Here is a 26,654-nt window from a genome sequence, read left to right as displayed (position 1 = left end):
CATCAGCATCCAGGTTCCAACTGGAAGCTTGGCCGCGCTATTTTCAATAAAGAGATGCGTCCGGGAAAGATGCTCCGCTACTGTCCTCATTGCATTCTTTACGACATTGATCAGCAAACTGGTCGCTCCATCGCCAAGCCCTATGCACGCTCGTGGTGGAGCTGTCGCGGTATCGAAGGATGTCCAGAGCATGGGCGTAAGTTGGTCGAGCACCTTGTAACCTCTTTTGACCAGCGCGACGACTTTGCTACGTTCGTCGAGCAAAATATCCAGACAATCCGCAATCAGGTGCGCACTGATCAGCAAAGCTCGGCACCCATGATGGATCGGGTTCTGCGTGACCGCATTTTCAAGCGTGCCGAATCCGACGATCTGGTCGACACATTGGATGCACATATCGTTGCTGAGCTTTCTGGTTATATGGGAAAGTTCATTGCGATTCATAAGCTCACCCACTTTCAGGACGAGGCGACGGACCAGCGTGAATGGGGATTTAAGCTTATCTGCGAAGGGCAGGCTGAACTGGAGCGCATTATTATTGAAACCATCGAGCAGAAAAGGCCGACGGTTCGTTTCGTCGAGCAGTTCTTCGGTCCGCTTGTCGACTGGCTCCGCCGCAATAAACTGAAGCCAGCATACCAGCCTCTTGTGTCTATGTTCCAGGAGACTGCGGAGAAGAACATGCCGTTTGGTCCGGGCATGACCTTTATCAATCCTATCGAGCGCCGCTATGTCTATTGCGTGAACTCTGCTCACACAGACTTCGGCATTCATAAAAAGCGCATCAAGACCCTGCTTGCTTCGCATGGGCTAACCAACCGCATCAACCTGCATGACTCGGCGATCTATTTTGATGCCGAGAGAGCTCGCCCAATTTTCGAGAGCGCACTCGAAACCATCACCAGCAAGGAGGCCGCCCAGATTCTCGGTATCAGTGAAGAAAAGCTTCGTCTGCTTGTAAAGTCCGGACTTCTTCCACAGGTTGAAGGACAAGAAGAGCGCCGGGATTATATTCGTATCCAACGGCTGGACCTGAATGATCTGCAGGCCAGATTGGTTTCCCATGCCGAGCGGATCGAGGAGAGCGACGAGGCATGGATCTCGCCGCAGGATTTCGCGCAAGGATATTCCTTTCCGCTGAATGATATCTTGAAATTGCTACTCGACGCGACTATCGCCTCGCGGGTTATTGCGGGCAATGAAGGGCTGGTCGAGCGGCTGCGTATCAATAAAGATGAAGTGCGTCTGATCGCTCTTCAGCGGCAAGTGGATAGCGACGAAAAATTCATCACGTTCCAGGACGCTCTTGGATTACTCGGAACATCTGATCCAACACTGATTGAGCTAATCAAACAGGGATACATCACCGAAACGAAGTACGAACGCTCGGCAAAAAGAGCCCGCTTGATCAGCGAAAATTCCATTATGGATTTCAAGACACGGTTCATCTCTCTTGTCGATTTTTGCGATGAAATCGGGGCGAATCGAGCCGGAATGAAAAAACGCCTTGCGGACCTGAATGTGAAGCCGCTGTTTGATAAGAGCAATCGTGTTGCCAGTTATTATTCTCGGATCGATATCAGCAAGGTTCAGACCGCCATGATCCAGTCGTAATAAGCATCAGCACTCAAAACCACCCAAAGCCCGCTCAGCGGGCTTTTTTTGCGTTTCCCCTTTAAAACGGACAAATCAAACGAAGCGAAACGACCATACCTTTCTGATAGCATTCCAAAAAGGCCAACAAAATCAACGTTAATGAAAGCGAATAAGACAAACCAAGGCAGCATTTACATCTGCCTAGCGGATCGGAAGCGTAACACAGCAATGCGAAACAGGCCTCGCCACACTAACCAAGGCGCCAAGATGCTGACGCATCATGCCCTGAAAATGCTCAATTGCCGCACGAGCTTAATCAAACCTCGATGAAACGAGCTCATTGAGGTTTGGTATTATCCGCTGCCAGCAAAAAACCGCCGGAGCGCTTTCGATCCGACGGTCCGTCTTGAATAGTTTCTAGACCCGAGAGTTTCGGGAAAGATATTAGGCCGCAGAAGAGGTTGTCGCTGCAGGAGCGACCGGGGTTCTCGACCGCGTGGGAGCAACCTTCTTTTTCGGCTTCGGCAGCAAACCTTCGCGCTGCGCCCTCTTTCTTGCATCCTTGCGCGCACGGCGAATAGCTTCACCCTTCTCGCGGGCACGCTTTTCCGAAGGCTTTTCGTAAGCCCTGCGCTCTTTCAATTCACGGAGAATTCCTTCGCGCTGCATTTTCTTTTTGAGCACACGCAGCGCCTGATCAACATTATTGTCTCTTACCAGTACTTGCAACTTAGCTCCTTTCTTGGCCCAGCGGACAAACTGATAAAACGCTATCGTTTCATCACACCGCTGCGACCGCTCTTCATTCATTCGTTATGTGCGAATGCGCGAGCCGACTACGGGTCGCGCCTATCACGCGCAAGGCGCGCAGCTCTCAATCGTTCGGTCTTGGCATCTACTGCGGCTTTTTCATGCTGAAGGATGGCCTTTGCCGCCTTGTCGGTTATGGCGCTCTTGGCCTCCATGCGCGAAATCGGCTTCTTGAACAGCATATCCTTGGTCAGGTCCGCCGATTTTTGTTCGAGCATTCCACCTACTCCCTGGAAAAGAGCCGTTTCACACTTTTCACAATGCAATCCAAAATAAAAAAGGCCGGGAGAAACCCGACCTTTCAATCATCTCAACAACCAGTGCCAGTACATCCGTGGTCAAAGATCGGAGACGATATCTTTGCGCTCGAGTTAAAGCGCCTGAAGATTATCGGCAGCCTTCTTGCCGGAGCGACGATCCGCTACCAGCTCAAAGCTTACCTTCTGACCTTCATTGAGCGTATGCAAACCTGCACGCTCAACAGCAGAGATGTGAACAAACACATCCGGCGAACCGTCGTCAGGCTGAATAAATCCAAAGCCTTTGCCGCCGTTAAAAAATTTTACTGTACCTTCTGCCATAATGAATTCCTTTCAATTCGTATGGTTGATTAATAACAAGCCACTGCTCGCCGCGATTTTTACGATATTGAAAGAAAAATCCGAGCGTTATATACGCCGCGTCGTTCGATGACAAAATCGATATTTAATAGGTATACCCTTACATCACGATCTACAAGGGTTCTAGACGATTTTATTTTTTAATTTCAATTCTCGAATCCTATAAAATTCTTTCATAGTTTGAGGTCGCTTCCAGATTTAACAAAAAAATCTTTTTGCGCTGGTCTCAAAATTTTCTCCATTCTATCCTTTTATTATACCGCTTTGGCGATAGTTCGGTTCCGGAGTTCCAGTCGCGGAGCTGTGATCAGGCGTGAACCGTATTGATCAGGTCCACTATGGAACCTGACGAATTCATCGCTACCTCAATATGTGGGGATCGGCCCGGCATAGCTGAATGAATATGCGAGTTGACGATCCCACGGAGGAGCGCAGCCCGATTTGCGCTATTCGGGAGAAGATTGAAATGCGGTACCACCTTATGGCTGCCTTCGCGGCAGGTATTTCGCTGTTCTCATTTGCCGCCCATGCGGAAGATTTCACCATAGGAACGCTGAGGTCCTACAATCCGGCGAGCCAGGTCGTCACCTTGACCAACGGTCGGAGCTTCGAACTCTATCCGCCTTATCATCCGAATGTACGGTCTGGCGAACGGGTCGTCGTTGACTGGCAGAGTAATCTGAACGGCGATGATCACGCCGATTTCGTCGGTCCGGCATCCATGCACCATATGTAACCTAGAAGAAAGGCGGCAGAATTGCCGCCTTTCTTCAATCTGTTTGCCGCCTGGGACTTACTTGACCCAAACCACACGGCGGGTCTGCGTATCAATCAAAGCCGGGCGATCCTCCACATAGACATAGGAATATGTCGGCTGGTCAGGGACAGCTACGAGCGGCACATCTTCCGGAATAATCGTGCCTTCCGCCAGATCTCCTTCGATCGTGACCGGGTCAACCGGGTTGGTTTCGATATAGGTCACGATTTCCTTTGGTACGAGCGGCCCCGCATTCGGCTCTTCGACGTAATAGACGACCTGACGGTTCCGCATGGAAACGATCACCGGTTCACCATTGACATAGATATAGCCAAAGTCCGGATTGTCGGGGATCGGATGAACCGCCACCGCGTCGGGAAGGATATATCCATCACTGATCTCCCCTTCTATGACGACAGGATCTGATGGATTAGCGATGACATAATCGCGCGCTGCCTGAGGCACTTCAATAAGCACTCGATCCTGCGCCAGCGCAAAACCGGAGCTGGCGATAACCGCCGCTACGGTCAGAACAAGAGCTCTTTTCATTTTCAGCCTCACTTTCGCGTTAAGTCGCAAGGCTGTGATAACCGGACTGAAGCTCTATGGTTCCCTTCCACAAGCACACTTCATGCGACAGGCTGAAACATTCCGGCTTGAATATGCATGCCTTCCTGCAGCCGCGACAACTGCGGCAATTTGAAAGCGTTATATTCAACAGTGGGAAAATACATCCCATGAAAAAAGAAAGCCCCAATAATTACGATCGGAATTCTTTAAATTACAAACAAACTCCAAATCTGCCAATTCACCCCCTGGACTTAAAATTCCAGCGTATCGAATTCAAACAGAGAATCCATCAAGCCCATTCATAGATAAAATTATTATACTTGAAACAGGGTATATTATTCAGTCAACAGTATATTAGCAAAATCTGATTAAAGAAGTTTACCCAGCAAGTTGCTATTTAAGATCGATCTAAAACCAAGTAAGATGACCTTGTTTCGATAACGAGGATATTTTTTAAATATGAAGCATACTATTTCGGTGCTCCCCCTCGCTGCCCCGCTAGCGACGTCGTCTTCGGCAATAGCTGTCGATCACGACAAAGCCTGTCAAGAAGCGAGAGAAAACGCAAAAGCGGTCTGTAAAAAGCCGAAGGGAAGAAGCGGCGGTTCCGCTTCCGCTTGTATCGGCGCTCAGGCTGCTGTTGCGTTTCGGTGCCGTTGATTTTCAATTACATTTTTCATTACGAACGAACAGGTAGCTTTCGTTACTCACTTTAAGGGATAATGAACTATCGAGGCTGCCCTTATCTGTCCGATCGGAGCAGACAAGGGCAGCCATTTTTTTTGAGTACAATCCGACCGAAGTGAAACGTGCTCTAATAGAGGTTCAATTGCAGGAAATCACACCGAGGCTCTAGCCATACGTGCCAGAATAGCCCTAAGCTCTTCGACAGACCTGTCGACCTCATCCTTTTTCTTCTCGAGCTCGATGAGTTTTTGCTTGAAGCGCTTGCGCAATTTCTCGATCTCCGCAGCTTCGGTCGTCCCTTTTTCCCAAACGTCGATCAACTGCCCCATCTCGCTCAACGTGAAGCCAATGCGCCGTCCAAACAGGATGAGACGCAAGCGTGTATGGTCGTTGTAATCGTAAAGCCGCGTCACACCCGCACGGCGCGGATTGAGCAATCCCTTGTCTTCATAGAAGCGCAAGGCCCGCAACGTCAGGTCGAACTCTTCGGCCAGATCGCCGATCCGGTATAGCTGACCGCCTGACTGATTTTCCTTTCGAGCATTCCCGCTTGCACCGGTCAAAAGATCTGCAATCGCTATATCTGCTACCTGCCCCGGCGCGTTTGTCTGTTTAATCATGTTCTACCCTGTTTCCGCCCCCGGAAACGCCCGGTCACCGCACATTCGCGCGATGGAACCACTGTTGATGACAGCCCACATTGACATTGCTGTCAGTGCTGCAGCTTCGATTTACATTTGCCGCCGCAATTCACGCATCTTCCATACCCGATAAGTCCGCCTTTCATGCCAGACTGCCTTCAGCAACCGAATTTAGCCCGCTCAACCATGGGATGCCTTTCTGCGCCCACTAAAGCACTCACTTAGCCGCATATATTAACGAGTTGTTTACCACGTTTGTACAAATGTAAGCAGAGCAAATTCTTGCCTGTTGCGTCGGTAAAATTTGCTCCCGGCGATCTCTATCATTGGAAAAAGTGAATTTCTCATGGCAAACCCAGATCTGGCGTCAGGTTCACGATCCATCATTGACGAATTGAACGCCCGCCGCGAGCGCCGAGCGCCTTCGCCAGCCATGGAAGAACTCAACCGCACTTTGGCGAGCCTTGAAAAGCGCCTGATGGATCTCGAACAGGGCGATGCCCCCGACATGCGCAATATTCTGCGCTCGGAACGTCAGCCGGTTCGCCATCCGGACGAAACAGTCGCCGGTCTTGCCGAGATTGCCGAAAACCTGCGCGGCATGCGCGGAAGCCATGAAGAGCCGCAACAAAATTATGCATCAAGCACCGAAGTCAGCCGGGCCAGCCGCGAGATGACCCGTCTTCAACGCGCAGCGAGTGAAGAAGGCTTTTCACAGCGGATGAGTAAAGACTTCGACCGCATCAACGACAGTGTACGCCTTCTCGCGGACCGCAGCAGCGAAGCCAATGCGCAGGCCCTCCGCCGCCAGCTCGAAGAGCTCAGCCGCACGGTCCAAAGCCTTGCCCGCGAAGAAACTCTGCACCGCCTGAACAATCGCTGGGATCGCTTCGACGCCCGTTTTGAAGCGTTCGAGCAGCGTCACAACGCCGTCGACCCGGCGCTGGATGCAATCGGCTCGCGGCTTGAACAGGTACGCGACGCCATAGGCACCCTGCCCCAGTCCAACCGCTTGAGCGCAATCGAAGATCGCATCGGCCAGCTCGCAAATTCTATCGAGGAGTCGCTCAGCCCGCAACATGTGTCGTCGCTGGAGCAGAACCGCCTGCAGCAGATCGATGAGCGGCTGGACGAGATCAGCCGCGCCATCATTGCCACAAGCCGCGCCCAGCGCCCGGATCAGGACGGTGCGCGCCGTCTGGAGCGCATCGAAAACCGTCTGGCGGAGCTCGCAGAACAACTCGCCACTTCGGCAACGCAGCAGAATTCCGACACGCTTTATCGCAAGCTTGGCGAACTTTCCTCGCGCATTGATGGCCTTTCAGGCGGCTCGGCGCTGCCGGACGGCGTCATCGACCAACTCGCACACCAGATCAACCTGCTTGCCAATCAGGTTGGCAAAGTCATGGAGAATCTGAGCCAGTCCGACTATCAGGCTGTTGAGGCACGCCTTGAAGCCATCGGCGAAAAACTCGAAGCCGCCGAACGCAGAGCCGAAGAGCCACATCCTGCCGTTCTGGACACGATCGACCGCCGCTTTGCAGAACTGACTGAGCGTCTCGACACGCAATACGCCACGCAGCATGTCGACAACAGCGCGATCCACACGCTGGAAGGCCGTCTGGACGATCTCTCGCAGCAGATTTCACTGGGTCTTCTTCAGGCGCCGACCTATGAAGGTCCGGGCCTGGACATGAAGGCGATCCGCAGCCTTGAAGATCAGATTGCAAATATCGCCCATCATCTGGCCCAGCCCGTCGCCGAAATCGCAGAGCTGAAGCCGCGTCTCGATTCCATCGAACGCTCCATCGCCTCCAATCGCGAAACAGTGCTGGATGCTGCGCGTGAAGCCGCCGAAAGTGCGGTCGCGCGGGTTCTGCAGCACGGTTCGCATGGCGACAGCATGATCGCCCGGCAACTCGCCGACGACATGAAATCGCTCGAAGCCCTGGCGCGTAATTCCGACGAGCGCAACGGCAAGACATTCGAGACCGTGCATGACACACTCGTCAAGATCGTCGACCGTCTGGCCAGGCTTGAGCAAGACGTCGCGGGTAAATCAGATACACCGGACACCGAAAATCCGGTTTTCACCAGCCCCAACGCTGGATCACCGCGCCCATCGGCACCGCGTTCACCGGCTGCGGCTGCTGCGGAAGCGGCATTCGCGACCGTTCAGAGCGAAGCCGGTCCTGTCAATATGCAGGCGAGTGACACGGCTGGAAAGTCATCGATTTTCGGTGGTTTTGCCAAGGCAATACGCGGTCGTCGGGCCGATACGTCCGCTGGAAAGAACGACGAAACGCTCGAAGCCAGCGCTTTCGACACGACAATTGATGCGCCAGCCTTCGAAAGTGATCTTGCCGCCATCGAGCCGATCACCCGCGAAGAACCGGAGCTGGAAACGATCCCATCCCCTCGCCCTCAAGGCGAAGGCATGCCGGATCTCAATTCGATTATGAAGCGGGTGCGCGAAGAGCGTCGCCAGCGCGAAGATGCTGCCGATGCAGCCCTTGCCGCCAATGGCAAGGTGGACTTCATCACAGCAGCTCGGCGTGCCGCGCAGCTTGCCGCCGCCGAATCCGAACAGCTTCAGAAAGGCGCGACCAAGCGCACCGGTAAAAAGAAGTCGTCAGTCGGCGACATGATCCAGCGTCAGCGCAAGCCGATCCTGATGGCAATCGGTGCCGTGATGATTGCCATGGCCGGTCTGCAGATCGGCTCTGCCTTCCTGAACCGTGACGAGCCGGTGGACACGGCAATCGATACAGTACCGCCGCAGATCGACACCACTGCCACCGACAACACGCCTGCACCAGCCGACGAAATCGCCGCGAAGATCGCATCGGACACGACACCCGCGCTCGAGCAGTCCGCCCCCGCAACTGTGCCTCCGGTTACGGAGCCACGCTCGGAGAAAGCTGCGCAGGAAGAAACCCCGGCACCAGCAGATGAGCAGCAGCAGGCTGCGGTGGAAATCCCGACACAGGTTGAACAGCCTGCCGCAACAGTCGCCAATCCGGTGAAGCCCGTTGAAACGGCAGCATCGACCGAACCTGCCGCACAGCCTCAGGCGGCCATTCCGCCTGTACCCGAAGAGGCCGGTCCGGCAGCGCTTCGTGAAGCCGCGGCCAAGGGCGACGCCCGCGCGCTCTTCGAAGTTGGCAATCGTTATATGGAAGGTCGTGGCGTTGCCGCCGACTTTGCCAAGGCGGCGAAATGGTACGAAATCTCTGCCGGTCAGGGCTTTGCTCCCGCGCAATACCGTCTCGGCAACTTCAACGAGAAGGGCCTTGGCATGCCCCGCGATCTGGAAAAGGCCAAGACCTGGTACCAGCTCTCGGCTCAGCAGGGCAACGCCAGCGCGATGCACAATCTCGCCGTCCTTTTCGCAACCGGCGCCAATGGCAACCCGGACAATGCCTCCGCCGTACGCTGGTTCACCGATGCTGCCGAACTCGGCGTGAAGGATAGCCAGTTCAATCTCGGCATCCTTGCGGCCAAGGGACTGGGCATGCCGGTCAATCTGGAAGAAAGCTACAAGTGGTTCTCGCTCGCCGCCAATGCCGGTGACAAGGATGCCGCCGACAAGCGCGACCAGATTGCCAAGGCAATGAAGCCGGAACAGCTCGAACGCGCCCAAGACACGGTCAAGCTCTGGAAGGCCAAACCGCTCGACCAGGCAACCAATTCCATTGACGTACCGGATGCATGGGCCGAGAGCAAACCGCTTACTACCGGCTCGGTGGATATGAAGAAGGCGGTTCGCAACATCCAGCTTATTCTTCAGAAAAACGGCTATGACGTTGGTTCAGCCGATGGTCTGATGGGCGGCAAGACTCGCGCCGCGATTGCTGCCTTCCAGAAGGCAAATGGGCAGACGCCTACCGGCGACGTTGACCAGAAACTGGTTCAGCTTCTTCTTGAGAAGAATAAATAACGCATTGAAGCAACTTGGATTTCGAAGGGCAGCACATGCTGCCCTTTCTCGTTTCAATCACAGGCGTCTGAAAAAAGTGACAGGTTGAATCGACTCGTCGAGGCTTATTATCTACCTCCTATCAACGAGGGGATAGACGATGCTCTTGCACGTAAACAACGACATGGAAAACGGTATCATCGCGAAAATTCCCCTCGCGCTCGACAAGGATATCAAAAATTTCCAGGGGGATGCGATCGATTTCGAGATTTCGTCCGGCGACAAACATCTTATCCCGGCGGAGGATATTCATCCCTACAAATCCATTTTCAAAGTCCTATCTGGCAGTTTCGAGCTGAAGAATATCTTCTTAGCCGTGTCGTTCAATGCGAATTTCACCACTCCAGACGGCAAAAAGACCTGCCTGACACGGTCCAGCCCCACAGAAGAATGGAATGTAATGAATGGCAATTACTATGCCGAAAGCATGAACTGCTTCGGTTTCAAGTCCAGCAGCCGCTTTGCCGGGAACTTCAGCGTGAGCCTGACCAATCCCTATCTTTATGTCATCAAAAACGGCAGCCTGACCGACAGTAAAATGTCCGACAACATTTCGATCCGTGCGCAATTTTATCCATCGTCTGGCTACTCCGTCATCACGCCGAAAGAAGATATCAATATCATCATCAGTAATCGCCAGAACGCTACCGACTGAGCCACAGTGCATCGCGACCAGCATACGCCGATGTATTTCCCATATATTTTATGGGATTATACCGGAAATAGTGGTTTTCAGCACTCTTCAGAGCTCTTTTTGTTGTTCTTAAACAACACCCCGCATTTTTCCTCAAATAGAGTTCCACGAGATAAGTTTATCGGCAATCGGCGTTTGACTTCGCGGCGGCGACAGAGCAAGACATTATGGGGAGTGGCTGGGCTGAAACTCACGTGTGTAGTTAAGCCTAACTACTTGTTTTCATGCATTTCCGCACGCAGAACAGTTTCATAATTTTGCCGGAGATGTTCTAGTAGGGTGAAACATCTTGCGGAGAAGCGCGACCGCAAGCAGCTGTGTGTCATGCGTTGGTGAAAGCCGGGTTCGGAATTGGGTATTTACCTTCCCATTGCGGAATTATCGGTCAACATGCTGGTTCTTCTCGGCATGGGGGCCGCTGTGGGTTTTCTCTCCGGATTGTTCGGCGTCGGCGGCGGTTTTCTGATCACGCCGCTTTTGATCTTTTATAACATTCCACCCGCAATCGCAGTCGCCACCGGTGCCAATCAGGTCATAGCCTCGTCCGTTTCCGGCGCGCTGGCGCATTTCAAACGTCGAACGCTTGATATCAAGCTCGGCCTGTTTCTTGTGGCAGGCGGTATATTGGGTTCGCTCGTTGGTATCTTCGTATTCTCATGGCTGCGCGATCTCGGCCAGTTGGACCTGATCGTTTCCATACTCTACGTCTTCTTTCTCGGCACTGTCGGCGGCTTGATGCTGGTGGAAAGCCTGCGAGCGCTCCGCCGCGTAAAAAAGGGGCAGGCTGGTGCCGTGCGGCGCTCCGGCCAGCACACGTGGATACATCGTCTGCCATTCAAGATGCGGTTCCGGGCATCCACCATCTATGTCAGCATCATTCCGGTTCTCGGCATCGGGTTTTTCATCGGCCTTCTCTCCTCCGTGATGGGTGTCGGCGGCGGCTTCATCATGGTGCCGGCCCTCATCTATCTGCTGCATGTTCCGACCAATGTGGTTGTCGGAACCTCATTGTTTCAGATCACCTTTGTCACTGCGGTCACGACCGTTCTGCAGGCAACGACCAACCAGTCCATCGACATCGTGCTCGCCTTCCTGCTGATGGTTGGCGGCGTTATCGGTGCGCAATATGGCGCACGCGCAGGACAAAGGCTGCGCGGCGAACAATTGCGCCTTCTGCTGGCGCTTCTGGTGCTTGCCGTTGGCCTGCGCCTCGCCTTTGGCCTGTTTGTACGACCCGACAATCTGTTTTCCATCTCGATTGCGGATATCTGACATGCGGAGCCTCACGCTGTTCTCCGCATTGTTCATGCTCCTGTTGGCGGGAACTGCCACGGCGCAGGTCGATTCCAGCGGTAACGGCAACACGGTTCCGCAATTGCAGAACCCCGCCGATGAAACCATCGAAATCGGGCTCTCAACCGAAACCATCGCCATCACATCGAATTTTGGCGGCACCGATCTCACCATATTCGGTGCGCTCGACAATGCTGACCCGATGATCCAGCGGCAGGGCCGTTACGACATCATCGTCGTACTGCAAGGCCCTTCGCGCGACCTCGTAGTGCGCAAGAAGGACCGTTATCTCGGTGTCTGGGTCAATGCGGATTCAGAAACCTTTATGGGCGTGCCACTCTCCTATTCGCTGGCCTCCACCCGCAATCTGCAGGACATTACCGAAGAGAAAATCTATCGGCAGCTTTCGGTTGGCGTGCGCAACTTCTATCTCGTCCCGGAAGATGCGGGCAGCCTGTCAGGCAATATCCCGACATTCGGCAACGAACTGCGCGAGATGAAAATTCGCCAAGGCCTCTATACGCAGCGCATCGGGGGCGTAGAGTTCATTTCCCGCACCCTGTTTCGCGCCACGTTGAACCTGCCCGCCAACGTGCCGGTCGGGCGCCACAAGGCCCGTGCGCTTCTGTTCCGCAACGGCGTTTTTCTGCGTGAAGCCAATGCCAGTCTGGAAATCGTCAAGGCAGGTTTTGAACAGAGCATCTACAACGCCGCCCACCAGAACAGCTTTCTCTACGGCCTGTTTGCCGTTTTCCTTGCCGTTTTCACCGGCTGGTTCGGGCGCATTCTGTTCCGCAGGGATTAACCACTGTAAAGCGCACCGCGCGCTATCGGGTAGACCTTGCCCTGCCCCAGCATATAGGCACGCAGCGTCTCGTCGGCGAACAGCCCTCGAAAGGCGCGATCCAGAATATTCAGCGCACCCGTATAGGCTCCAAAAGCTGGCATGATGAGCCTTTCCCCGTCGCTTACAAAACAAGGGCGACGCACCGACCGTCCACGCCGCACGATGCGGGCCGCCGGGTGAAGATGGCCTGCAATCTCGCCCTGCCCGGCCTTGCGCGATGGTTCATGCCTGAAAACAAGCGGCCCGACTGCCAGTTCCTCCACACAATCGCCCGGCAGGTCAACCGGGCGATCCGGATCGTGATTGCCGGTAATCCAGAACCAGTCGCGATGCTCCATCAGCGATTTCAGACGGATGGCATAAAGCGACGGCAGGCGCTCGCTGGCCGTCGCATCGTGAAAACTGTCACCGAGGCTGATGACAGTTCGCGGCTGATAGCGCGCGATTGCCAGCGCCAGCATGTCAAGCGTCGCTGCGGTGTCATAGGGTGGGATGAGCTGGCCGCGTCGGGCAAAAGATGAGCCTTTTTCCAGATGCAGGTCGGAAACGATGAGCATATGCAGGTCGGGCAGGAACAGCGCGCCGGATGGATCGCACACAGTCGCGACACCACGCACTTGCGTATGGGCCAGACTGTAAGCTTCACCATTTCCCCACACTGCAGTCTTCATTGCATAGCCTCTCGGATCAGGTCGTCCGCGGCCTCTTCAAGCAGCATTTCATCGCCCTCACCTGCCACACGCTCACGCCCGATTTCGAGCATCACAGGCAGTGCCAGCGGAGAAATCCTGTCGAGGGGCTTGTGCAGCAGATGACCTTTCACGCGCGCCAGCATGTCGCCAAGGCGCTTGATATCCAGCAGCCCGGTCGCCGCGTCCGCGCGCGTCGCCTGCAGCAATATGTGGTCCGGCTCATGGGTCCGCAGCACGTCATAGATCAGATCGGTGGAAACCGTAACCTGACGGCCTGTTTTCTCCTGTCCCGGATGACGGCGCTCGATAAGCCCTGAAATCACGGCGCAATTGCGGAAAGTGCGTTTCAAAAGGTAGCTTTCATCGAGCCAGGCTTCAAGATCATCCCCCAGCATATCCTCGTCGAACAGCCGGGTGAGATTGAGCTTTCCGGTGCTGATCAGCGCGCCCATATCCTTGAGGCCCCAAAGCCCCAGCGAATAATCGGTAGCGACAAAGCCGAGCGGATGTGCGCCCATGCGTTCCAGACGGCGTGTCAGCAACATGCCGAGCGTCTGGTGCGCCAGCCTGCCTTCAAACGGATAGGCGACCATGTAGAAGCGATTGCCGCGCGGAAAGGTTTCGATCAACAGCTCGTCTGTTGCTGGCAGCACGGATTTCCACTGCTGCACTTCAAGCCACTCCCGCACCTGTTCCGGCAAAAACTGCCAGCGCGTGCGGTCGGCAAGCATCGCGCGCACCTGCGCGGCGAGATAGGTGGAAAGTGGAAACTTGCCGCCTGCATAGACAGGAATTTTGGCATCCTGCCCGGCAGCATTGGAAGCGATGCATTCGTTCTCGCGGATGCCTTCAAACCGCAGCACCTTTCCAGCAAACAGGAATGTGTCGCCAGCCGTCAGTGTCTCAAGGAAATATTCTTCGATCCGCCCCAGAACACGCCCACCGCGCGCATTTCCGCCCTTTCCACCACGAGTAAGTCGCACATTCAGCTCTGGCGCTTCGACAATCGTGCCGATGTTGAGCCGATATTGCTGCGCGATGCGTGGATTGGATACCCGCCACGTGCCGTCTACGGTCTTGCGGATTTTCGCAAACCGCTCATAGGTCTTGAGCGCGTAGCCACCGGTCGCCACGAAATCAAGAATGCGGTCGAATGTATCTCGCGGAAGGTTCGAATAAGGCGCCGCACTCTGCACCTCACGATAAAGCTGATCGGCGTTGAAAGGCTCGGCACAGGCCATACCGAGCACATGTTGCGCCAGCACATCCAGCGCCCCGTCGATCAGGGGCGGCGTATCCTGCGCGCCCAGATAATTGGCGTCGAGTGCGGCACGGCACTCCATCACCTCGAAGCGATTGGCGGGCACGAGAATGGCCCGGCTTGGCTCGTCCATGCGGTGATTGGCGCGACCGATGCGCTGCGCAAGGCGGCTGGCCCCCTTCGGTGCGCCGACGTGAATGACCAGATCGACATCGCCCCAGTCGATCCCGAGATCAAGTGTCGAGGTCGCGACCACAGCCCGTAAAGTGTTGGCAGCCATGGCTTGCTCTACCTTGCGACGCTGGCTGGCATCGAGCGAGCCATGATGCAGCGCTATCGGCAGCGTGTCCTCATTGACCCGCCAGAGCTCCTGAAACAGCATTTCCGCCTGACTGCGCGTATTGACGAACAGAAGCGTCGTGCGATGCTGGCGGATCGCCTCATAAATATCGGGAATCGCATAGCGTGAGGAGTGGCCAGACCATGGCACCCGCTCATCGGAATCGAGAATCGTGATTTCCGGCTTGGCACCGCCATTCACCGTCACAAGACCGGCCATGGGCCCGGTGCCTTCCTGTTCCACCAGCCAGCGGCGCAGTTCATCGGGCTCCGCCACCGTGGCGGAAAGGCCGATCGTCTGCAATTGCGGTTGCAGACGGCGCAGCCGCGCCAGCCCCAGCGCCAGCAAATGCCCGCGTTTGGAAATCACCAGCGAGTGCAATTCGTCCAGCACCACGTAGCGCAAACCCTTGAAGAATTGTTCCGCGCCTTTGGAAGCGATCAACAGTGCAAGCTGCTCTGGCGTCGTCAGTAGAATATCCGGTGGCGCCAGCTTCTGCCGCTGGCGTTTGTGCGCAGGCGTATCGCCGGTCCGGGTCTCGATTGAGATGTCGAGACCCATTTCCTCGACTGGCACCGTCAGATTGCGATGAATATCGACGGCCAGAGCCTTCAACGGCGAGATATAAAGCGTGTGAACACCTCTTTTGGATTTTGACGCAATTCCGGACGGAAAACCGGTTCCCACTTTTCCTGGAATTGCTTTGCTCTGCCGCTTTTCCAAATCCACCAGCGCTGGCAAAAACCCGGCCAGCGTCTTGCCAGCCCCTGTGGGCGCAATCAGGAGCGTGGATTGCCCTTGTTCGGCACGGGCCAGAAGCTCAAGCTGATGCGCGCGCGGCGACCAGCCTTTGGCCGCAAACCATTCGAGAAAACGGTCCGGCAAGGGGAAAGCGGCAGACGCGGCGGCGGGCTTCAGGTTCAATGTCACGCCGTCAATCTAATCGCAGCAAAGCGGGTCGCCAAGGCATTTGTTCACTTTTGTTCTCATTTTGTCAGTAGCAAAGGGCTCCTTCCCTTTTCGGCGCAAACTTCATGACCTATCTTGAAACCATGCGTTTCAACCAGCTTCTCTGTTCCTCTCCCAAAGGCCTTTATTGCCCGCCCGGCGATTTCTACATCGACCCCGTGCGCCCGGTGGAACGCGCGCTCATCACCCACGGGCATTCCGACCATGCCCGCTCCGGCCACACCCATGTGCTGGCAACGCCCGAAACGCTCGACATCATGGCGCTGCGCTACGGCGCAAACTTCGCGGAAACGACCCAACCGATAAGCCTCGGTGAAACCCTTACGATCAACGGTGTCCGGGTGAGTTTTCATGGCGCAGGCCACGTGCTCGGTTCGGCCCAGATCGCAGTGGAGAAGGCGGGAACCCGCATTGTCGCTTCCGGTGATTACAAGCGCATGACCGATCCGACCTGCGCGCCTTTTGAACCTGTCGCCTGTGATGTCTTCATCACCGAAGCAACTTTTGCACTGCCGGTATTTCGTCACCCGGATGCGTCACACGAAATCGCGACGCTGCTCAAATCAATCCGGCAATTTCCTGAACGCGCGCACCTTGTCGGTGCCTATTCACTGGGCAAGGCACAGCGGGTCATCAAACTCATACGCAATGCAGGCTATTCAGAACCGATCTACATTCATGGTGCGCTGGAAAAGATCTGCGGTTATTACCAGTCGCAAGGGATCGATCTCGGCCCCCTTGAACCAGCCACTCTGGAACGTGACGAAGCACAGCCAGATTTTGCAGGCAAGATCATCGTCGGCCCGCCATCGGCTTTTTCGGACCGTTGGGCACGGCGTTTCCCCGACCCCATTTCGGCTTTCGCCTCCGGCTGGATGCGCATCCGCCAGCGCGCCAAACAACAGGGCGTGGAGCTGCCGCTCATCATTTCGGACCACTGCGACTGGGATGAACTGACGGCGACAATAACGGAAATCGCACCCGCCGAAGTGTGGGTCACCCATGGGCGCGAAGAAGCGCTCGTTCGCTGGTGCGAACTGCAGAATATACCGGCAAAGCCGCTCCATCTCGTCGGCTACGAAGATGAAGGTGATTGATGCGTGCTTTCGCCGAACTTCTTGACCGGCTGGTTCTGACACCGCAGCGCAACGGCAAGCTTCGGCTGCTTGTCGACTATTTCCGCACCACGCCAGATCCCGACCGTGGGCTGGCGCTCGCGGCCATCACACGCGATCTGGAACTGCAAAGTGTGAAACCGGCCATGCTGCGGGCGCTCATTGCCGAGCGGACCGATCCGACACTTTTTGCCTATTCCTACGACTATGTCGGTGATCTTGCCGAAACGATTTCGCTCATCTGGCCCGGCCCGAGCGAAACCGCCCCGGGGGCAAATCTGCCGCTTGGTATCGTCGTGCATGAACTGCAGCATGCCTCCCGCCGCGAAGGTCCCATGCTCGTCGCCGGATGGCTTGATCTGCTCGGCATTTCCGAACGGTATGCACTGTTGAAGCTCGTCACCGGTGGTTTACGCGTAGGCGTCTCAGCCCGCCTGGCCAAACAGGCACTTGCTGATTTCGGTGGCGTCGACATCGTGGAGATTGAGGAACTCTGGCACGGCCAGTCATCCCCCTATGAGGCGCTTTTCGCCTGGCTGGAAGGCCGTGGTGAAAAGCCTGCTGCCACCGCAGACGCACCCTTCCGCCCGGTCATGCTGGCAACTGCCCTTGATGAAGCTGACCTCTCCTCGCTCGACGCGTCTGCCTACAGTGCAGAGTGGAAATGGGACGGCATTCGCGTGCAGGCGGTTTCGGAAGGTGGCGTGCGCCGCCTCTATTCGCGCACCGGTGACGATATTTCCGGCGCATTTCCGGATATTCTGGAAGCTATGGATTTCGAAGGCGCAATCGACGGCGAACTGCTCGTCGGTCATCACGGCGAAACTGGCATAGAAACAGCCACTTTTTCCGATCTCCAGCAAAGGCTGAACCGCAAGACCGTGAGCGCGAAGCAGTTACGCGACTATCCGGCTTTCGTGCGGGCCTACGATCTGTTGCAGGAAGGAAACCAGCAAACAGGCAGCGATTTGCGCACCTTGCCTTTTTCCGAGCGCCGCGCCCGCCTGCAAAATTTCGTCGGCGGGCTCGATCCGCGCCGCTTTGATCTCTCACCCGTCCTGCCCTTTGGCGACTTTCAGGAACTGGCGGAGTTTCGCTCCAATCCGCCCCATCCCGTCATCGAAGGTGTGATGCTGAAGCGTCACGACAGTACCTATGTGCCCGGACGCCCCAAGGGGCCATGGTTCAAGTGGAAGCGCGATCCCTTCACCGTCGACGCTGTGATCGTTTATGCCCAGCGTGGGCACGGCAAGCGCTCCAGCTATTATTCGGATTTCACCTTTGCCGTCTGGACGGGACCAGAAGACGAGCCGGTGCTGGTACCGGTCGGCAAGGCCTATTTCGGCTTTACAGACGAAGAACTGAAATTGCTGGACAAGTTTGTGCGCGAAAATACCACCGAGCGCTTCGGGCCGGTCCGGTCTGTCCGCGCCGAACCCGATCATGGGCTTGTGGTAGAAGTCGCTTTCGAAGGCCTCAACCTTTCCACGCGCCACAAATCAGGTGTCGCCATGCGCTTTCCGCGGTTTTCACGACTACGCTGGGACAAGCCGCCCCGCGAAGCGGACCGGCTTGAAATGCTGGAAAAGCTGCTGACCTGACGAGAGCGCCGATCTGATTGAAGCAGATCGAAAGGCGCTCTAAGCTTTTGTTTTTACGCGCATCTTATCCGAAAACCGTTTCACACTTTTCGGGATGCGCTCTAATCAACTGCCGTCGATACGCGAATTTCGTAAATGTTGACCGGCTTGCCGGAACCGCTCAAATCCGAATTGACCGTGATGGTACCTGCGCGACCTGCCTTCTGGCCGGACGGAATATCCATATCGAAAAGGAAGTCGCTCACGGAATCGCGCACGTCGTAGCGCCTGCGCCCGCAATCGCCAAGTCCCCCGAAATCGCAATTGACCGACATCTGGGGCGTCTTGCCGTCGTCAGCGCGTGCCACGATGTCGAAGGTCGCCTTTTTGCCTTCCAGCTGGTTCAAAATGCCTTCGCCAACATCGAATGTGACCGTATCTTCCGCACCGGAAGACTGGATGCGAGCAAAACTGCGTGTGCCTTCCTGTCTGATTTCAGCCGTCGCACGTCCTTTGACCGACATGCGTGTCGCCTCGGACGGCTGGAAGATGGTTATCCACTTTAGTCCGCCCGGCTCCTCGCCTTCTTTCAAGGGCGCAATATTGCCATCGCTATGCAGCGGATTGTTCGCCGGCCCACGGCTCAAATCGATAAAGCTGTTATAGAGCGAATAACCGATGAAAGCGGCGACAGCCAGTACGAGCGCCGGTATGCCGTAGCTGTAGAAAGGTGAATGGCGTTTCTTTTTCCTGCGGTCCTTGCGCGAGACGCCGCCCTCATAGCCAAGGTCGGCATCGCTGCGCTTCTTCTGCCGCGAGGTCGCACGAATATCGCCGGTGTCGAGTGTGGGCGATGCTTCTTCCGCCCTGCCGCCAAGCACCGGGTCTTCCCTGTGTGGAGCGTCAATCGACGGTTCGCGACGGTCGCTCGTGTCAGCACCTGTCTTGAATTCTTCTTCGATCCGGGAAATAGCGTCCTTCAGTTTCTGACGGCGCTGTTCCTTTTGCCCATCGCTGAGCGCGGTATTCGTCGCAAGAGCGCGCTCATGCGCACCCCAGGCGGATTCGTAGATTCGCTGGCGGGTCGCCGGATTATGCGCATCCGCCTTGGCAAATGCATTCCTGATCGCGCGCTCAATACTTTCCAAAGGCTGCTCTTCCCTTGTTCGTTCTTCCCGCCATTTCGTCACGCCCTCAACAGGAGCAAGCGGTCCCCGATACAGACGATTTCATAAGCCTCAGCGAAATTAACGTCTGAATCAAGGCATTTACCTGTTCATCACCCGCTTTGACTAGCCGATAAGCATGTTGGAGACACCAAATATTAACTCCGAGTGCGGTTTTCCCCCATCCGTATAGTTTTACAGCTCCGAACTGCGTCACGCAGTGGAGCGACATATCCGGAAGTATGCTGCCGATTCCCTCACCATGGACGTTTCGACAAGGGCGGATTGCCAACGTTTTGACAGTGTCCAAACCGACTGACTTCCCACAAACCTCCTCCAAGTTTGCAGGATGCAGTCAAAGGCAGACCGGCGGCAACAGACACGCTCGCGCTCTTTTGATATTGCCGTTGGGCAAGGAGATGCTAGAACTATTACGTTTACGGAAACGTCAATCATGGAGGACGATTGAAGATGGCCTTGCCTGATATTCTGAAAAGCAGACTGCGCATCCCGGTGGTTGGTGCTCCCCTGTTCATCATTTCGCATCCGGCTCTGGTGATGGCGCAGTGCAAGGCAGGTGTTGTCGGTTCCTTTCCCGCACTCAATGCCCGTCCGGAAGAGCAGCTCGATGAGTGGCTGGCTGAGATCACAGAAGGGCTTGCCGCTCACGACAAGTCCAATCCGGATCGACCGTCCGCTCCTTTCGCGGTCAACCAGATCGTGCACCGTTCCAACAAGCGCCTTGAGCACGATCTCGGCCTTTGTGTAAAGTACAAGGTGCCGATCGTCATTTCCTCACTCGGTGCAGTGCCGGAAGTGAACGCCGCGATCCATTCCTATGGCGGCATCGTCCTTCATGACGTCATCAACAATCGCCACGCCAATTCGGCGATCCGCAAGGGTGCGGACGGCCTTATCGCCGTGGCTGCGGGTGCGGGCGGCCACGCGGGCGCGCTGTCGCCTTTTGCTCTCGTACAGGAAATCCGCTCCTGGTTCGACGGCCCCCTCCTCCTTTCTGGCGCTATCGCCAATGGCGGTTCGATCCTTGCGGCACAGGCCATGGGCGCCGACCTTGCCTATATCGGCTCGCCCTTCATCGCCACGACAGAAGCGCGCGCAACAGATGCCTACAAACAGATGATCGTCGACTCGAATTCATCCGACATCGTCTATTCCAATTACTTCACCGGCATCGCAGGCAACTACCTGAAGCCATCCATCGCCAATTCGGGCCTCGACCCAGACAACCTTCCGCAGGCTGATCCATCCAAGATGGACTTCGACAAGGCACAGCAGGAGGGCGCCAAGGCCTGGAAGGATATCTGGGGGTGCGGTCAAGGTATCGGCGCCATCCGCGAAGTGGCACCTGCCGGGCAACTGATCGACCGGCTGGAACGCGAATACAAGGACGCTCGCCAGCGTCTTTGCGCGGGCGCCTGATTCTCTGATTACCATAACACCGCGCCGGCTTCGACGGTTGGCGCGGTTCTCATACTTTCCGACCATCACCGCTTGCACCCTGCAAAACAGGTTTGGTGCGGCCTTGTCGGGCGCTCACGATGTGCATCTTGTGAAAGCTTTTGAACAAACATCGAGATTGTTTGATTTGGCCCTTGCTTTCCTCCATGCTTTTGGTTATCAGCGCACCGTCCAACCGGAAATGGTTGGCTTCCTTCGGGAAATTGGAACGCAATGTTCCGGGCCGCTTTAGCTCAGTTGGTAGAGCACATCATTCGTAATGATGGGGTCGCGTGTTCGAGTCACGCAAGCGGCACCAGTAAAATCAATCACTTAGCCCATAGAATTCAGACGATGACAGTTAGAGAATCTTGTTCGGGTAACGAATAGGGTAACTAATGGATCGTCATGTTACCCGGGACAAATCCGACACGGTGTCGGTTATCTGCCTCCTCTCTCGCCTCGTATTCTGTCCACAGGCTATCCGCCTTCCTGTCGCAATAAGCAGCAATCCAGTTCCAGAAACGTAGCTGCAGAGATAGAATCAAACGCATTGCAGTCCTCCCCGGTTCGGCTCCTCGAAGCTTGGCGCATAAATGCCGATCACGCGGCCAACGAGGCAATCACACAGATGATCGAAGCTGTCGCCTTCGCTGGCATACGGCCCTTCGCTCCAAGCACCAGTTGCCATCTGAGCCTTGAGAAGCGCAGCAATGAACTGACCCCGCGGCAAGCCTTCTGAATGCTTCCTGTCCAGCTCGCGCCGGATCGCCCGCAGTTCGTCGTTTCGCACGGCTCCGACTTCCCATCCGTCTTGAGGCCGATCACTGCACCGCCACGTGATGCCGGTTTTCCGACGAAGCATGCAGATATGATGTTGGTGCCGTCTTGGCCCGAAGCTGACCACATAGAGCTCTCCGTGTGCCGGCTCTCGATCGCTCTTATCAACAATGACGAACTCACCTGGCCGCACGTGTGGCATGCTGCTGGCGTCCGTGCATGGAAAGGTTACACAACCCTCCGGCACCTTCTCAAACATCATCAAGGCGCGAAGGCCCGGTTGCATTGTGACAATCTCACCCATGAGACTTCTCCAACTTGCTGGCATTTGCTGCTTGCTGCGAAATGATATCTTGTTGAGACTTGATGCTGCCGAACATGACCGGCCAGCCTTTGCTCCGGCTGCGAGGAAGGATTACGGCCATGAACTCGCCACCCTGCCATTCGTCCAACGCATCCGACATGCTGTTTGCAAGGTCATTCACTTGATCGACAGGCAGTTTCAGCGATGGAGCCTCTACACCACTCGATGCGAAGCCATACCGATAGCCCCGGCTGGCATCTGGAAAGACCATCGCATATTCGGGACGATCAGTGTCACCAATGCTGGCCAACGTGTCGGATAGCTCACGAGCCAGACGGCGCGCTTTTACCCATGGGTTCTCGATTTCTGGCAAGCCTTCGGCGGCTGCCTGACTGCTATGTGTCATCATTGTCATTCTCCATTTGTGTATGGTAACCACTGTTATTGTTTTCATAACCATAAACACCAATTTTGATTGTCGTCAACATGAAATTGTGTATGATACCAAAATAGATGGAAATGGAGCACAAATGCCTATCACTGGAAATCAGATTAGAGCCGCCCGCACTCTTGTAGGAATGGAGCAAATCGCTTTGGCTGATAAAGCCGGAGTAAGTGCGAACACAATTCGCAATATGGAGGCAGCAGGATCAGAGCGCGTGAAAGTGCGTACGGATACGCTGGACGCCGTTACAGACGCGTTGAAGGCTTCGGGAGTTATATTCTTGGAGGAGGGGGAGAATTCTGTTGGCGGCCCCGGTGTCCGGCTGAAAGCCTAGCTAACCTTATTACGCCCAAATCTGGGCTGATTAGATACGCGCAAATCTGCTCATATCTGGGCGCGTAAGGTTTGTATAAAATTGTGCATACCCTTGCCGAACGAATGTCCCGCGATATTTTTCCCCTCACACCAAGCCTCGGTAACAACAACTCAGGATCGGTGTGGAACTCCGGCTAGCCCCCGCTGGTCGGAGTTTTTCTTTGCCCTTGACCGCCCGTCACGCCTCTGCCAGCCTTTTTCATACGATGCGCTAACCGCGGGAAAAGACACGAATGAAATCTGTTGCCCAGGCATATACCGGCGAAACGATTGTTATTGATGGACAGAAATTCATCGACTGCGAGTTCCGGCAATGCGTTCTGATTTATCGTGGAGGCGAATTACCGCTATTCGACGGCTCGTTTATTGACAACTGCGATTGGAGGTTTGAGGAGGCTGCGCTTCGGACTATCCATCTTTTGCAGAGATTAAACAGTAATGGCGGCAGGCAACTGGTCGAAACCCTTTTCACCAAGTCGCGGTCTTAAAGCAAAACCGCATATTGACGACGGCTCTCTCCTTTGCCAGAAATCGGAACGGGGAAAGGGGAGCATTTTCATGAAATTGAACATTACCGTCGCGCTGGCTCTCAGCGCTGTTTCTGTCGCATGTGCGAAACGTCCTGATGCAATCGTGCCAGTCGATATCCCGATGGCGGCTTATTCCAATATGAGTTGTCAGGCACTCTCTCAGGAACTGAACAAAGAACGCGCCAAGTTAGCCAACCTCTCGCGACAACAGAACGATGCGGCTACGGGTGATGCGGTGGGCGTGTTCCTCATCGGCGTTCCAACATCCAGCACATTCGGCGGCGACAAAGAGGGCGAAGTGGCGGTCTCGAAAGGCAAGGTGAATGCTATCGAGAACGCAGCCAGGAGTAAGGGCTGTAAATAATGGACGCGGTGATGCCCATCGAAAGCGTCACTTACGGTAAGGGGCAGGATTTCGACGGTGCCAATAAAAATCGTCGTTAAGTCTTTATTTAACCGGGATGTGCGTTATCATGTCTATTGACAAGCCCGTCAGCCTGAGATTGAAAGTCAGACATCGGGGGTACTGAAAATGGCACTTGGCGAATTCTTACTGCGCAACAGACGAAATTTCATCGTAAGCCTTAAGATTGCACGACTTTTCTTGGTCGTTGCAATGCTTGCTGTTGGCTTTATGGAAATGTTTTCTGTTCTGTCTCAGCCCGGTGCTCAAATCGGCGTGGCCGCACTTGCTGGTCTCGCAGCTGCGACGCTAGCAAAAATATCACACATCGTTTAGACCCAGTCGGCCTATCGTGCTGCAGTCAGGTACTATCACATTCATAAGCATATTCGGCGGCTTACTTTTGGCGTTAACACTATGGTTGTTCGCGTGTTGCGTTTGCCGTCGATTTATCGTCCCAGATGATTTGACAAACCAAGTTGCCGCCCTGGTCGGTAACTCGATGTCACTCTGCACGATTGGATGCTTTATGTTCAATCTAGGTTTTTTCGTTTGGGTGCAGATGTGGGCAGAAAACGTTCACAATCTCCTGCAACGGAACGCTTTAGATGTCAGCGGCAACGAACCATTGGTTTTCTTTGCCCTGCTTTACGCAATGCTAACGTTTTTAGTACACACAACTAGGGCGGTCATAGCACTGGGCCGATAACTAAGCCTCCATACCCTCTAGTTCCTTCGACGTTGCCCGGTGAATGGCTTTCTCCTCATCGTAGGCCTTCATAAGCGCTTTGTAGTTAGGCGCTTTGTTGGCCCGCTTTGCGCTTTTGTGCATGGAAAGCATCAGGTACAGCATACCGGCGAGCCCTGAGCGCTGACGCACGATGCCCGATAGCTGGCTACATTCCCACATGGCGAAGCCCATAGGCATCTGATCCCATGCCTCATACCAGCTTGATAGATCGGTCTCGATCCAGTCAGAGCAGGCGCGGACAAGATCGCTTACGGCCCATAGGCTGTACTTGTCGATCAGTCCCTGCTTTCCCGCTGCTTCCGCCAAGGTGGACAAGACGATACGGGCGTGGCCTTCACCGTACTTCTCGATCAGACGATTGATGGTGGCAACGGCACGTGTCTGGCCCGGTAGCGGGTAGCTGGTGCCTGGAATAATCTCGATATCAAATTCCGCGCAAAGTTCACGTGCTGTCGTCATGGTGAAACGGCCTGTTTGCTGGATTGGAGACTGTGCAGAATATATCACACTTGGTGAACAATGCGCGATAATAGATCGCAATCATTGAACAGTTGTGGATTGCACATGTCGAAGCTCAACAAGCCTATCCGCTCCACGCTCATCAACCGATACGATGGTGCGCGGGTGCTGCACATAAGCGATATCGCTTTCAAGGAACTGGTCTCAGAAGGCTATATCAAGCCAGACAGGCGCAAAGGCTTCTATCGGCTGGGAACCATCATCGACGGCCACGCTGAAGCTGTGCGGATGAATAGGATTGTGGCACCGCATGAGAGAACGATCAATCCGGCGATGCTGGCCTGCTGTCTGACGGAATAGTGGGCGGGGGGAGGTCTAAACTGTCACCGATCGGTGTCTGAGACCCGTGCGCCAGGACAACACACGTATCCGCAATTCAATAAAAGGGGCGGGATAGTTCAGAGTTTACGAGATTTCCTGAGTTTCGAGAACGCTTCCTCGGCCTTTTTTAATCCGGCGGAGAGCCTTTCGCTATTGATGGTGAAATCAGTACCGCACCCAGGACAAATGACCTTGTCGTTGGATTTAAGCCAAGCGATGGTCTGCTCAATCTGGCTTCCGCATTTAGGGCAAGTCACTCCGATTATCTGTTTTTCAAACATGAGACGCCTCCCGCTGGCAGTTCAACACAGTGAGAGCGTCTGTTTCAATAGCTAACCAAAGGGTTGCTGTTTCATGAGCCTCGACAATTTTTGTTTTTCTAACGCTTTATGATTGCCGTCTTGTCGGGCGGGTCTGGAAACGGACGCCGATTATTCCGAGAATGCCCCGCCCCCCTTTTTCTCAATTGCAGATGGATGCGTGAACTGGGCTGACGGGTACGCAACTGAAAGAGGAACGGTTTAAAGATACCCCCGCCCAGATGCGCAACAGAGCGTAACAAAACGTCAATTGAGGAAAGCGCTCCATTGACTAAATTCGTTCTCGGCGGCCCAAGCATCCGCCAAGCTGCGCATTGTGTTGAACTAGGCGCGGACTGGGAGACGCACCGCCGTATTGCGTCTCCCCCTTTATATATAAATGCTAATCCACATCGACTGGTATAGAATGCCACTTGCAATTAGTTAAAATTAAGCCCCAGGGTTGTGTTTGAGGAGCGCACAATGCCTTTCAGGTCTGCTGAATATCAGGGTACATTTAATCCGACCGAACTGGAACTTTTACAGCAGGCCTACAGTCGATGCTGCGAGCTTCTCGACAGGTGTCCTTCCACACATGAGGACAAGGATCGTTTGGCCCGGATTGTGATGAGAGCTTTTGAAGAATGCGGTCATGACCCAGAATTGACAGCAATGCGTGTGGCTAAGCTTTTCGATTAACCAATTTCGCTTGAAAACCATCCATGCTTCTCTGGGACAGATAATGGATGCATTAATAATAAATCCCGCGTTAGTCCGGGGCTTATACATTTGAGGCCGGAACGTTAAACTTCGTTCCGGCCTCTATGTCATTGTGGTGAATGCAACACCGCA

At 54.9% G+C, this 26,654-nt stretch carries 27 protein-coding genes and 1 tRNA gene; 15 read left to right on the top strand and 13 right to left on the bottom strand.

The window, feature by feature from the left end; genetic code table 11:
* Positions 1-1,614, top strand: a 1,614-nt coding sequence (locus tag HWX93_RS21040; RefSeq protein WP_176038615.1) for a helix-turn-helix domain-containing protein, incomplete at its 5' end; no start/stop codon positions are given.
* Here the strand turns inward: HWX93_RS21040 and HWX93_RS21035 are convergent.
* The 4 genes from HWX93_RS21035 to HWX93_RS21020 all read right to left on the bottom strand — a co-directional run bounded on the left by HWX93_RS21035 (position 1,590) and on the right by HWX93_RS21020 (position 2,987).
* Positions 1,590-1,787, bottom strand: a complete 198-nt coding sequence (locus HWX93_RS21035; RefSeq protein WP_176038614.1) for a hypothetical protein — start codon at positions 1,785-1,787, stop codon at positions 1,590-1,592. The genes HWX93_RS21040 and HWX93_RS21035 overlap by 25 nt on opposite strands.
* Positions 1,788-2,040: 253 nt before the next feature.
* Positions 2,041-2,325 carry a 30S ribosomal protein S21 gene (rpsU, locus tag HWX93_RS21030; RefSeq protein ID WP_109989386.1) on the bottom strand — a complete coding sequence of 95 codons (285 nt, stop codon included), beginning with the start codon at positions 2,323-2,325 and terminating at the stop codon, positions 2,041-2,043.
* A 107-nt stretch (positions 2,326-2,432) separates the two neighbouring features.
* On the bottom strand, positions 2,433-2,624 hold the full coding sequence (locus HWX93_RS21025) for a hypothetical protein (RefSeq protein ID WP_176038613.1): 192 nt from the start codon (positions 2,622-2,624) through the stop codon (positions 2,433-2,435).
* A 153-nt stretch (positions 2,625-2,777) separates the two neighbouring features.
* Complete coding sequence (locus HWX93_RS21020; protein ID WP_109989376.1) at positions 2,778-2,987, bottom strand: cold-shock protein; 210 nt, start codon at positions 2,985-2,987, stop codon at positions 2,778-2,780.
* Between the two features lie 505 nt (positions 2,988-3,492).
* Between HWX93_RS21020 and HWX93_RS21015 the strand changes: the two genes are divergently transcribed.
* On the top strand, positions 3,493-3,762 hold the full coding sequence (locus HWX93_RS21015; RefSeq protein ID WP_146206499.1) for a hypothetical protein: 270 nt from the start codon (positions 3,493-3,495) through the stop codon (positions 3,760-3,762).
* 57 nt (positions 3,763-3,819) lie between these two features.
* On the opposite strand, the gene HWX93_RS21010 is transcribed toward HWX93_RS21015, so the two are convergent.
* A complete protein-coding gene (locus HWX93_RS21010) occupies positions 3,820-4,332 on the bottom strand; it encodes a DUF1236 domain-containing protein (RefSeq protein ID WP_176038612.1) in 513 nt (170 codons plus the stop codon).
* A gap of 860 nt (positions 4,333-5,192) precedes the next feature.
* Positions 5,193-5,660 (bottom strand): MerR family transcriptional regulator, encoded by a 468-nt coding sequence (locus HWX93_RS21005; protein WP_109989373.1) that lies wholly within the window; start codon positions 5,658-5,660, stop codon positions 5,193-5,195.
* 367 nt (positions 5,661-6,027) lie between these two features.
* Here HWX93_RS21005 and HWX93_RS21000 point away from each other — a divergent pair, with 367 nt between their 5' ends.
* From HWX93_RS21000 to HWX93_RS20985, 4 genes are all read left to right on the top strand, one after another.
* Positions 6,028-9,621 (top strand): SEL1-like repeat protein, encoded by a 3,594-nt coding sequence (locus HWX93_RS21000; RefSeq protein ID WP_176038611.1) that lies wholly within the window; start codon positions 6,028-6,030, stop codon positions 9,619-9,621.
* A gap of 139 nt (positions 9,622-9,760) precedes the next feature.
* Positions 9,761-10,315 (top strand): hypothetical protein, encoded by a 555-nt coding sequence (locus HWX93_RS20995; RefSeq protein ID WP_176038610.1) that lies wholly within the window; start codon positions 9,761-9,763, stop codon positions 10,313-10,315.
* Between the two features lie 429 nt (positions 10,316-10,744).
* A complete protein-coding gene (locus HWX93_RS20990; RefSeq protein ID WP_235969167.1) occupies positions 10,745-11,626 on the top strand; it encodes a sulfite exporter TauE/SafE family protein in 882 nt (293 codons plus the stop codon).
* A gap of 1 nt (position 11,627) precedes the next feature.
* On the top strand, positions 11,628-12,452 hold the full coding sequence (locus tag HWX93_RS20985; RefSeq protein ID WP_176038608.1) for a TIGR02186 family protein: 825 nt from the start codon (positions 11,628-11,630) through the stop codon (positions 12,450-12,452).
* On the opposite strand, the gene pdeM is transcribed toward HWX93_RS20985, so the two are convergent.
* Both pdeM and HWX93_RS20975 read right to left on the bottom strand, forming a co-directional pair.
* Positions 12,449-13,165, bottom strand: coding sequence for a ligase-associated DNA damage response endonuclease PdeM (pdeM, locus tag HWX93_RS20980; protein WP_176038607.1), 717 nt, complete (start codon positions 13,163-13,165; stop codon positions 12,449-12,451). The genes HWX93_RS20985 and pdeM overlap by 4 nt on opposite strands.
* Complete coding sequence (locus HWX93_RS20975; protein ID WP_176038606.1) at positions 13,162-15,717, bottom strand: ligase-associated DNA damage response DEXH box helicase; 2,556 nt, start codon at positions 15,715-15,717, stop codon at positions 13,162-13,164. Before HWX93_RS20975 ends, pdeM begins: the two co-directional genes overlap by 4 nt.
* A gap of 122 nt (positions 15,718-15,839) precedes the next feature.
* Here HWX93_RS20975 and HWX93_RS20970 point away from each other — a divergent pair, with 122 nt between their 5' ends.
* Together HWX93_RS20970 and HWX93_RS20965 are read left to right on the top strand one after the other, a co-directional pair.
* Positions 15,840-16,853 carry a ligase-associated DNA damage response exonuclease gene (locus HWX93_RS20970; RefSeq protein ID WP_176038616.1) on the top strand — a complete coding sequence of 338 codons (1,014 nt, stop codon included), beginning with the start codon at positions 15,840-15,842 and terminating at the stop codon, positions 16,851-16,853.
* Complete coding sequence (locus HWX93_RS20965; RefSeq protein ID WP_176038605.1) at positions 16,853-18,472, top strand: cisplatin damage response ATP-dependent DNA ligase; 1,620 nt, start codon at positions 16,853-16,855, stop codon at positions 18,470-18,472. Before HWX93_RS20970 ends, HWX93_RS20965 begins: the two co-directional genes overlap by 1 nt.
* 101 nt (positions 18,473-18,573) lie before the next feature.
* Here the strand turns inward: HWX93_RS20965 and HWX93_RS20960 are convergent, their stop codons facing one another.
* The gene (locus HWX93_RS20960; RefSeq protein WP_176038604.1) at positions 18,574-19,599 is read right to left on the bottom strand and encodes a hypothetical protein; all 1,026 of its coding nucleotides are present in this window, start codon (positions 19,597-19,599) and stop codon (positions 18,574-18,576) included.
* Between the two features lie 489 nt (positions 19,600-20,088).
* Between HWX93_RS20960 and HWX93_RS20955 the strand changes: the two genes are divergently transcribed.
* Positions 20,089-21,057 (top strand): NAD(P)H-dependent flavin oxidoreductase, encoded by a 969-nt coding sequence (locus tag HWX93_RS20955; protein WP_176038603.1) that lies wholly within the window; start codon positions 20,089-20,091, stop codon positions 21,055-21,057.
* Between the two features lie 261 nt (positions 21,058-21,318).
* Positions 21,319-21,394 (top strand) — tRNA-Thr (locus HWX93_RS20950).
* A gap of 225 nt (positions 21,395-21,619) precedes the next feature.
* On the opposite strand, the gene HWX93_RS20945 is transcribed toward HWX93_RS20950, so the two are convergent.
* Both HWX93_RS20945 and HWX93_RS20940 read right to left on the bottom strand, forming a co-directional pair.
* Positions 21,620-22,159, bottom strand: a complete 540-nt coding sequence (locus tag HWX93_RS20945) for a S24/S26 family peptidase (RefSeq protein ID WP_176038602.1) — start codon at positions 22,157-22,159, stop codon at positions 21,620-21,622.
* Positions 22,152-22,568 (bottom strand): hypothetical protein, encoded by a 417-nt coding sequence (locus HWX93_RS20940; protein WP_176038601.1) that lies wholly within the window; start codon positions 22,566-22,568, stop codon positions 22,152-22,154. The genes HWX93_RS20945 and HWX93_RS20940 overlap by 8 nt, the downstream gene beginning before the upstream one ends.
* 19 nt (positions 22,569-22,587) lie before the next feature.
* On the opposite strand from HWX93_RS20940, the gene HWX93_RS20935 reads away from it, so the two are divergent.
* The 4 genes from HWX93_RS20935 to HWX93_RS20920 all read left to right on the top strand — a co-directional run bounded on the left by HWX93_RS20935 (position 22,588) and on the right by HWX93_RS20920 (position 24,248).
* Positions 22,588-22,938 carry a helix-turn-helix domain-containing protein gene (locus tag HWX93_RS20935; RefSeq protein ID WP_328700194.1) on the top strand — a complete coding sequence of 117 codons (351 nt, stop codon included), beginning with the start codon at positions 22,588-22,590 and terminating at the stop codon, positions 22,936-22,938.
* A 274-nt stretch (positions 22,939-23,212) separates the two neighbouring features.
* Positions 23,213-23,467 carry a hypothetical protein gene (locus tag HWX93_RS20930; protein ID WP_176038600.1) on the top strand — a complete coding sequence of 85 codons (255 nt, stop codon included), beginning with the start codon at positions 23,213-23,215 and terminating at the stop codon, positions 23,465-23,467.
* A 70-nt stretch (positions 23,468-23,537) separates the two neighbouring features.
* Complete coding sequence (locus HWX93_RS20925) at positions 23,538-23,873, top strand: hypothetical protein (RefSeq protein ID WP_176038599.1); 336 nt, start codon at positions 23,538-23,540, stop codon at positions 23,871-23,873.
* 168 nt (positions 23,874-24,041) lie between these two features.
* On the top strand, positions 24,042-24,248 hold the full coding sequence (locus HWX93_RS20920; RefSeq protein WP_176038598.1) for a hypothetical protein: 207 nt from the start codon (positions 24,042-24,044) through the stop codon (positions 24,246-24,248).
* 373 nt (positions 24,249-24,621) lie between these two features.
* On the opposite strand, the gene HWX93_RS20915 is transcribed toward HWX93_RS20920, so the two are convergent.
* On the bottom strand, positions 24,622-25,122 hold the full coding sequence (locus HWX93_RS20915; RefSeq protein ID WP_176038597.1) for a hypothetical protein: 501 nt from the start codon (positions 25,120-25,122) through the stop codon (positions 24,622-24,624).
* Positions 25,123-25,227: 105 nt separating this feature from the next.
* On the opposite strand from HWX93_RS20915, the gene HWX93_RS20910 reads away from it, so the two are divergent.
* Positions 25,228-25,482 carry a hypothetical protein gene (locus HWX93_RS20910; RefSeq protein WP_176038596.1) on the top strand — a complete coding sequence of 85 codons (255 nt, stop codon included), beginning with the start codon at positions 25,228-25,230 and terminating at the stop codon, positions 25,480-25,482.
* 98 nt (positions 25,483-25,580) lie between these two features.
* Here HWX93_RS20910 and HWX93_RS20905 read toward each other — a convergent pair whose 3' ends face one another.
* On the bottom strand, positions 25,581-25,784 hold the full coding sequence (locus HWX93_RS20905; protein WP_176038595.1) for a YnfU family zinc-binding protein: 204 nt from the start codon (positions 25,782-25,784) through the stop codon (positions 25,581-25,583).
* Positions 25,785-26,654 lie beyond the last annotated feature (870 nt).

The organism is Brucella tritici (assembly GCF_902825325.1).
In the GTDB taxonomy this organism is placed as follows: Bacteria; Pseudomonadota; Alphaproteobacteria; order Rhizobiales; family Rhizobiaceae; genus Brucella.
Note: the sequence above shows the minus strand (reverse complement) of the source record. Positions and strands in the feature narration are given on the sequence as shown.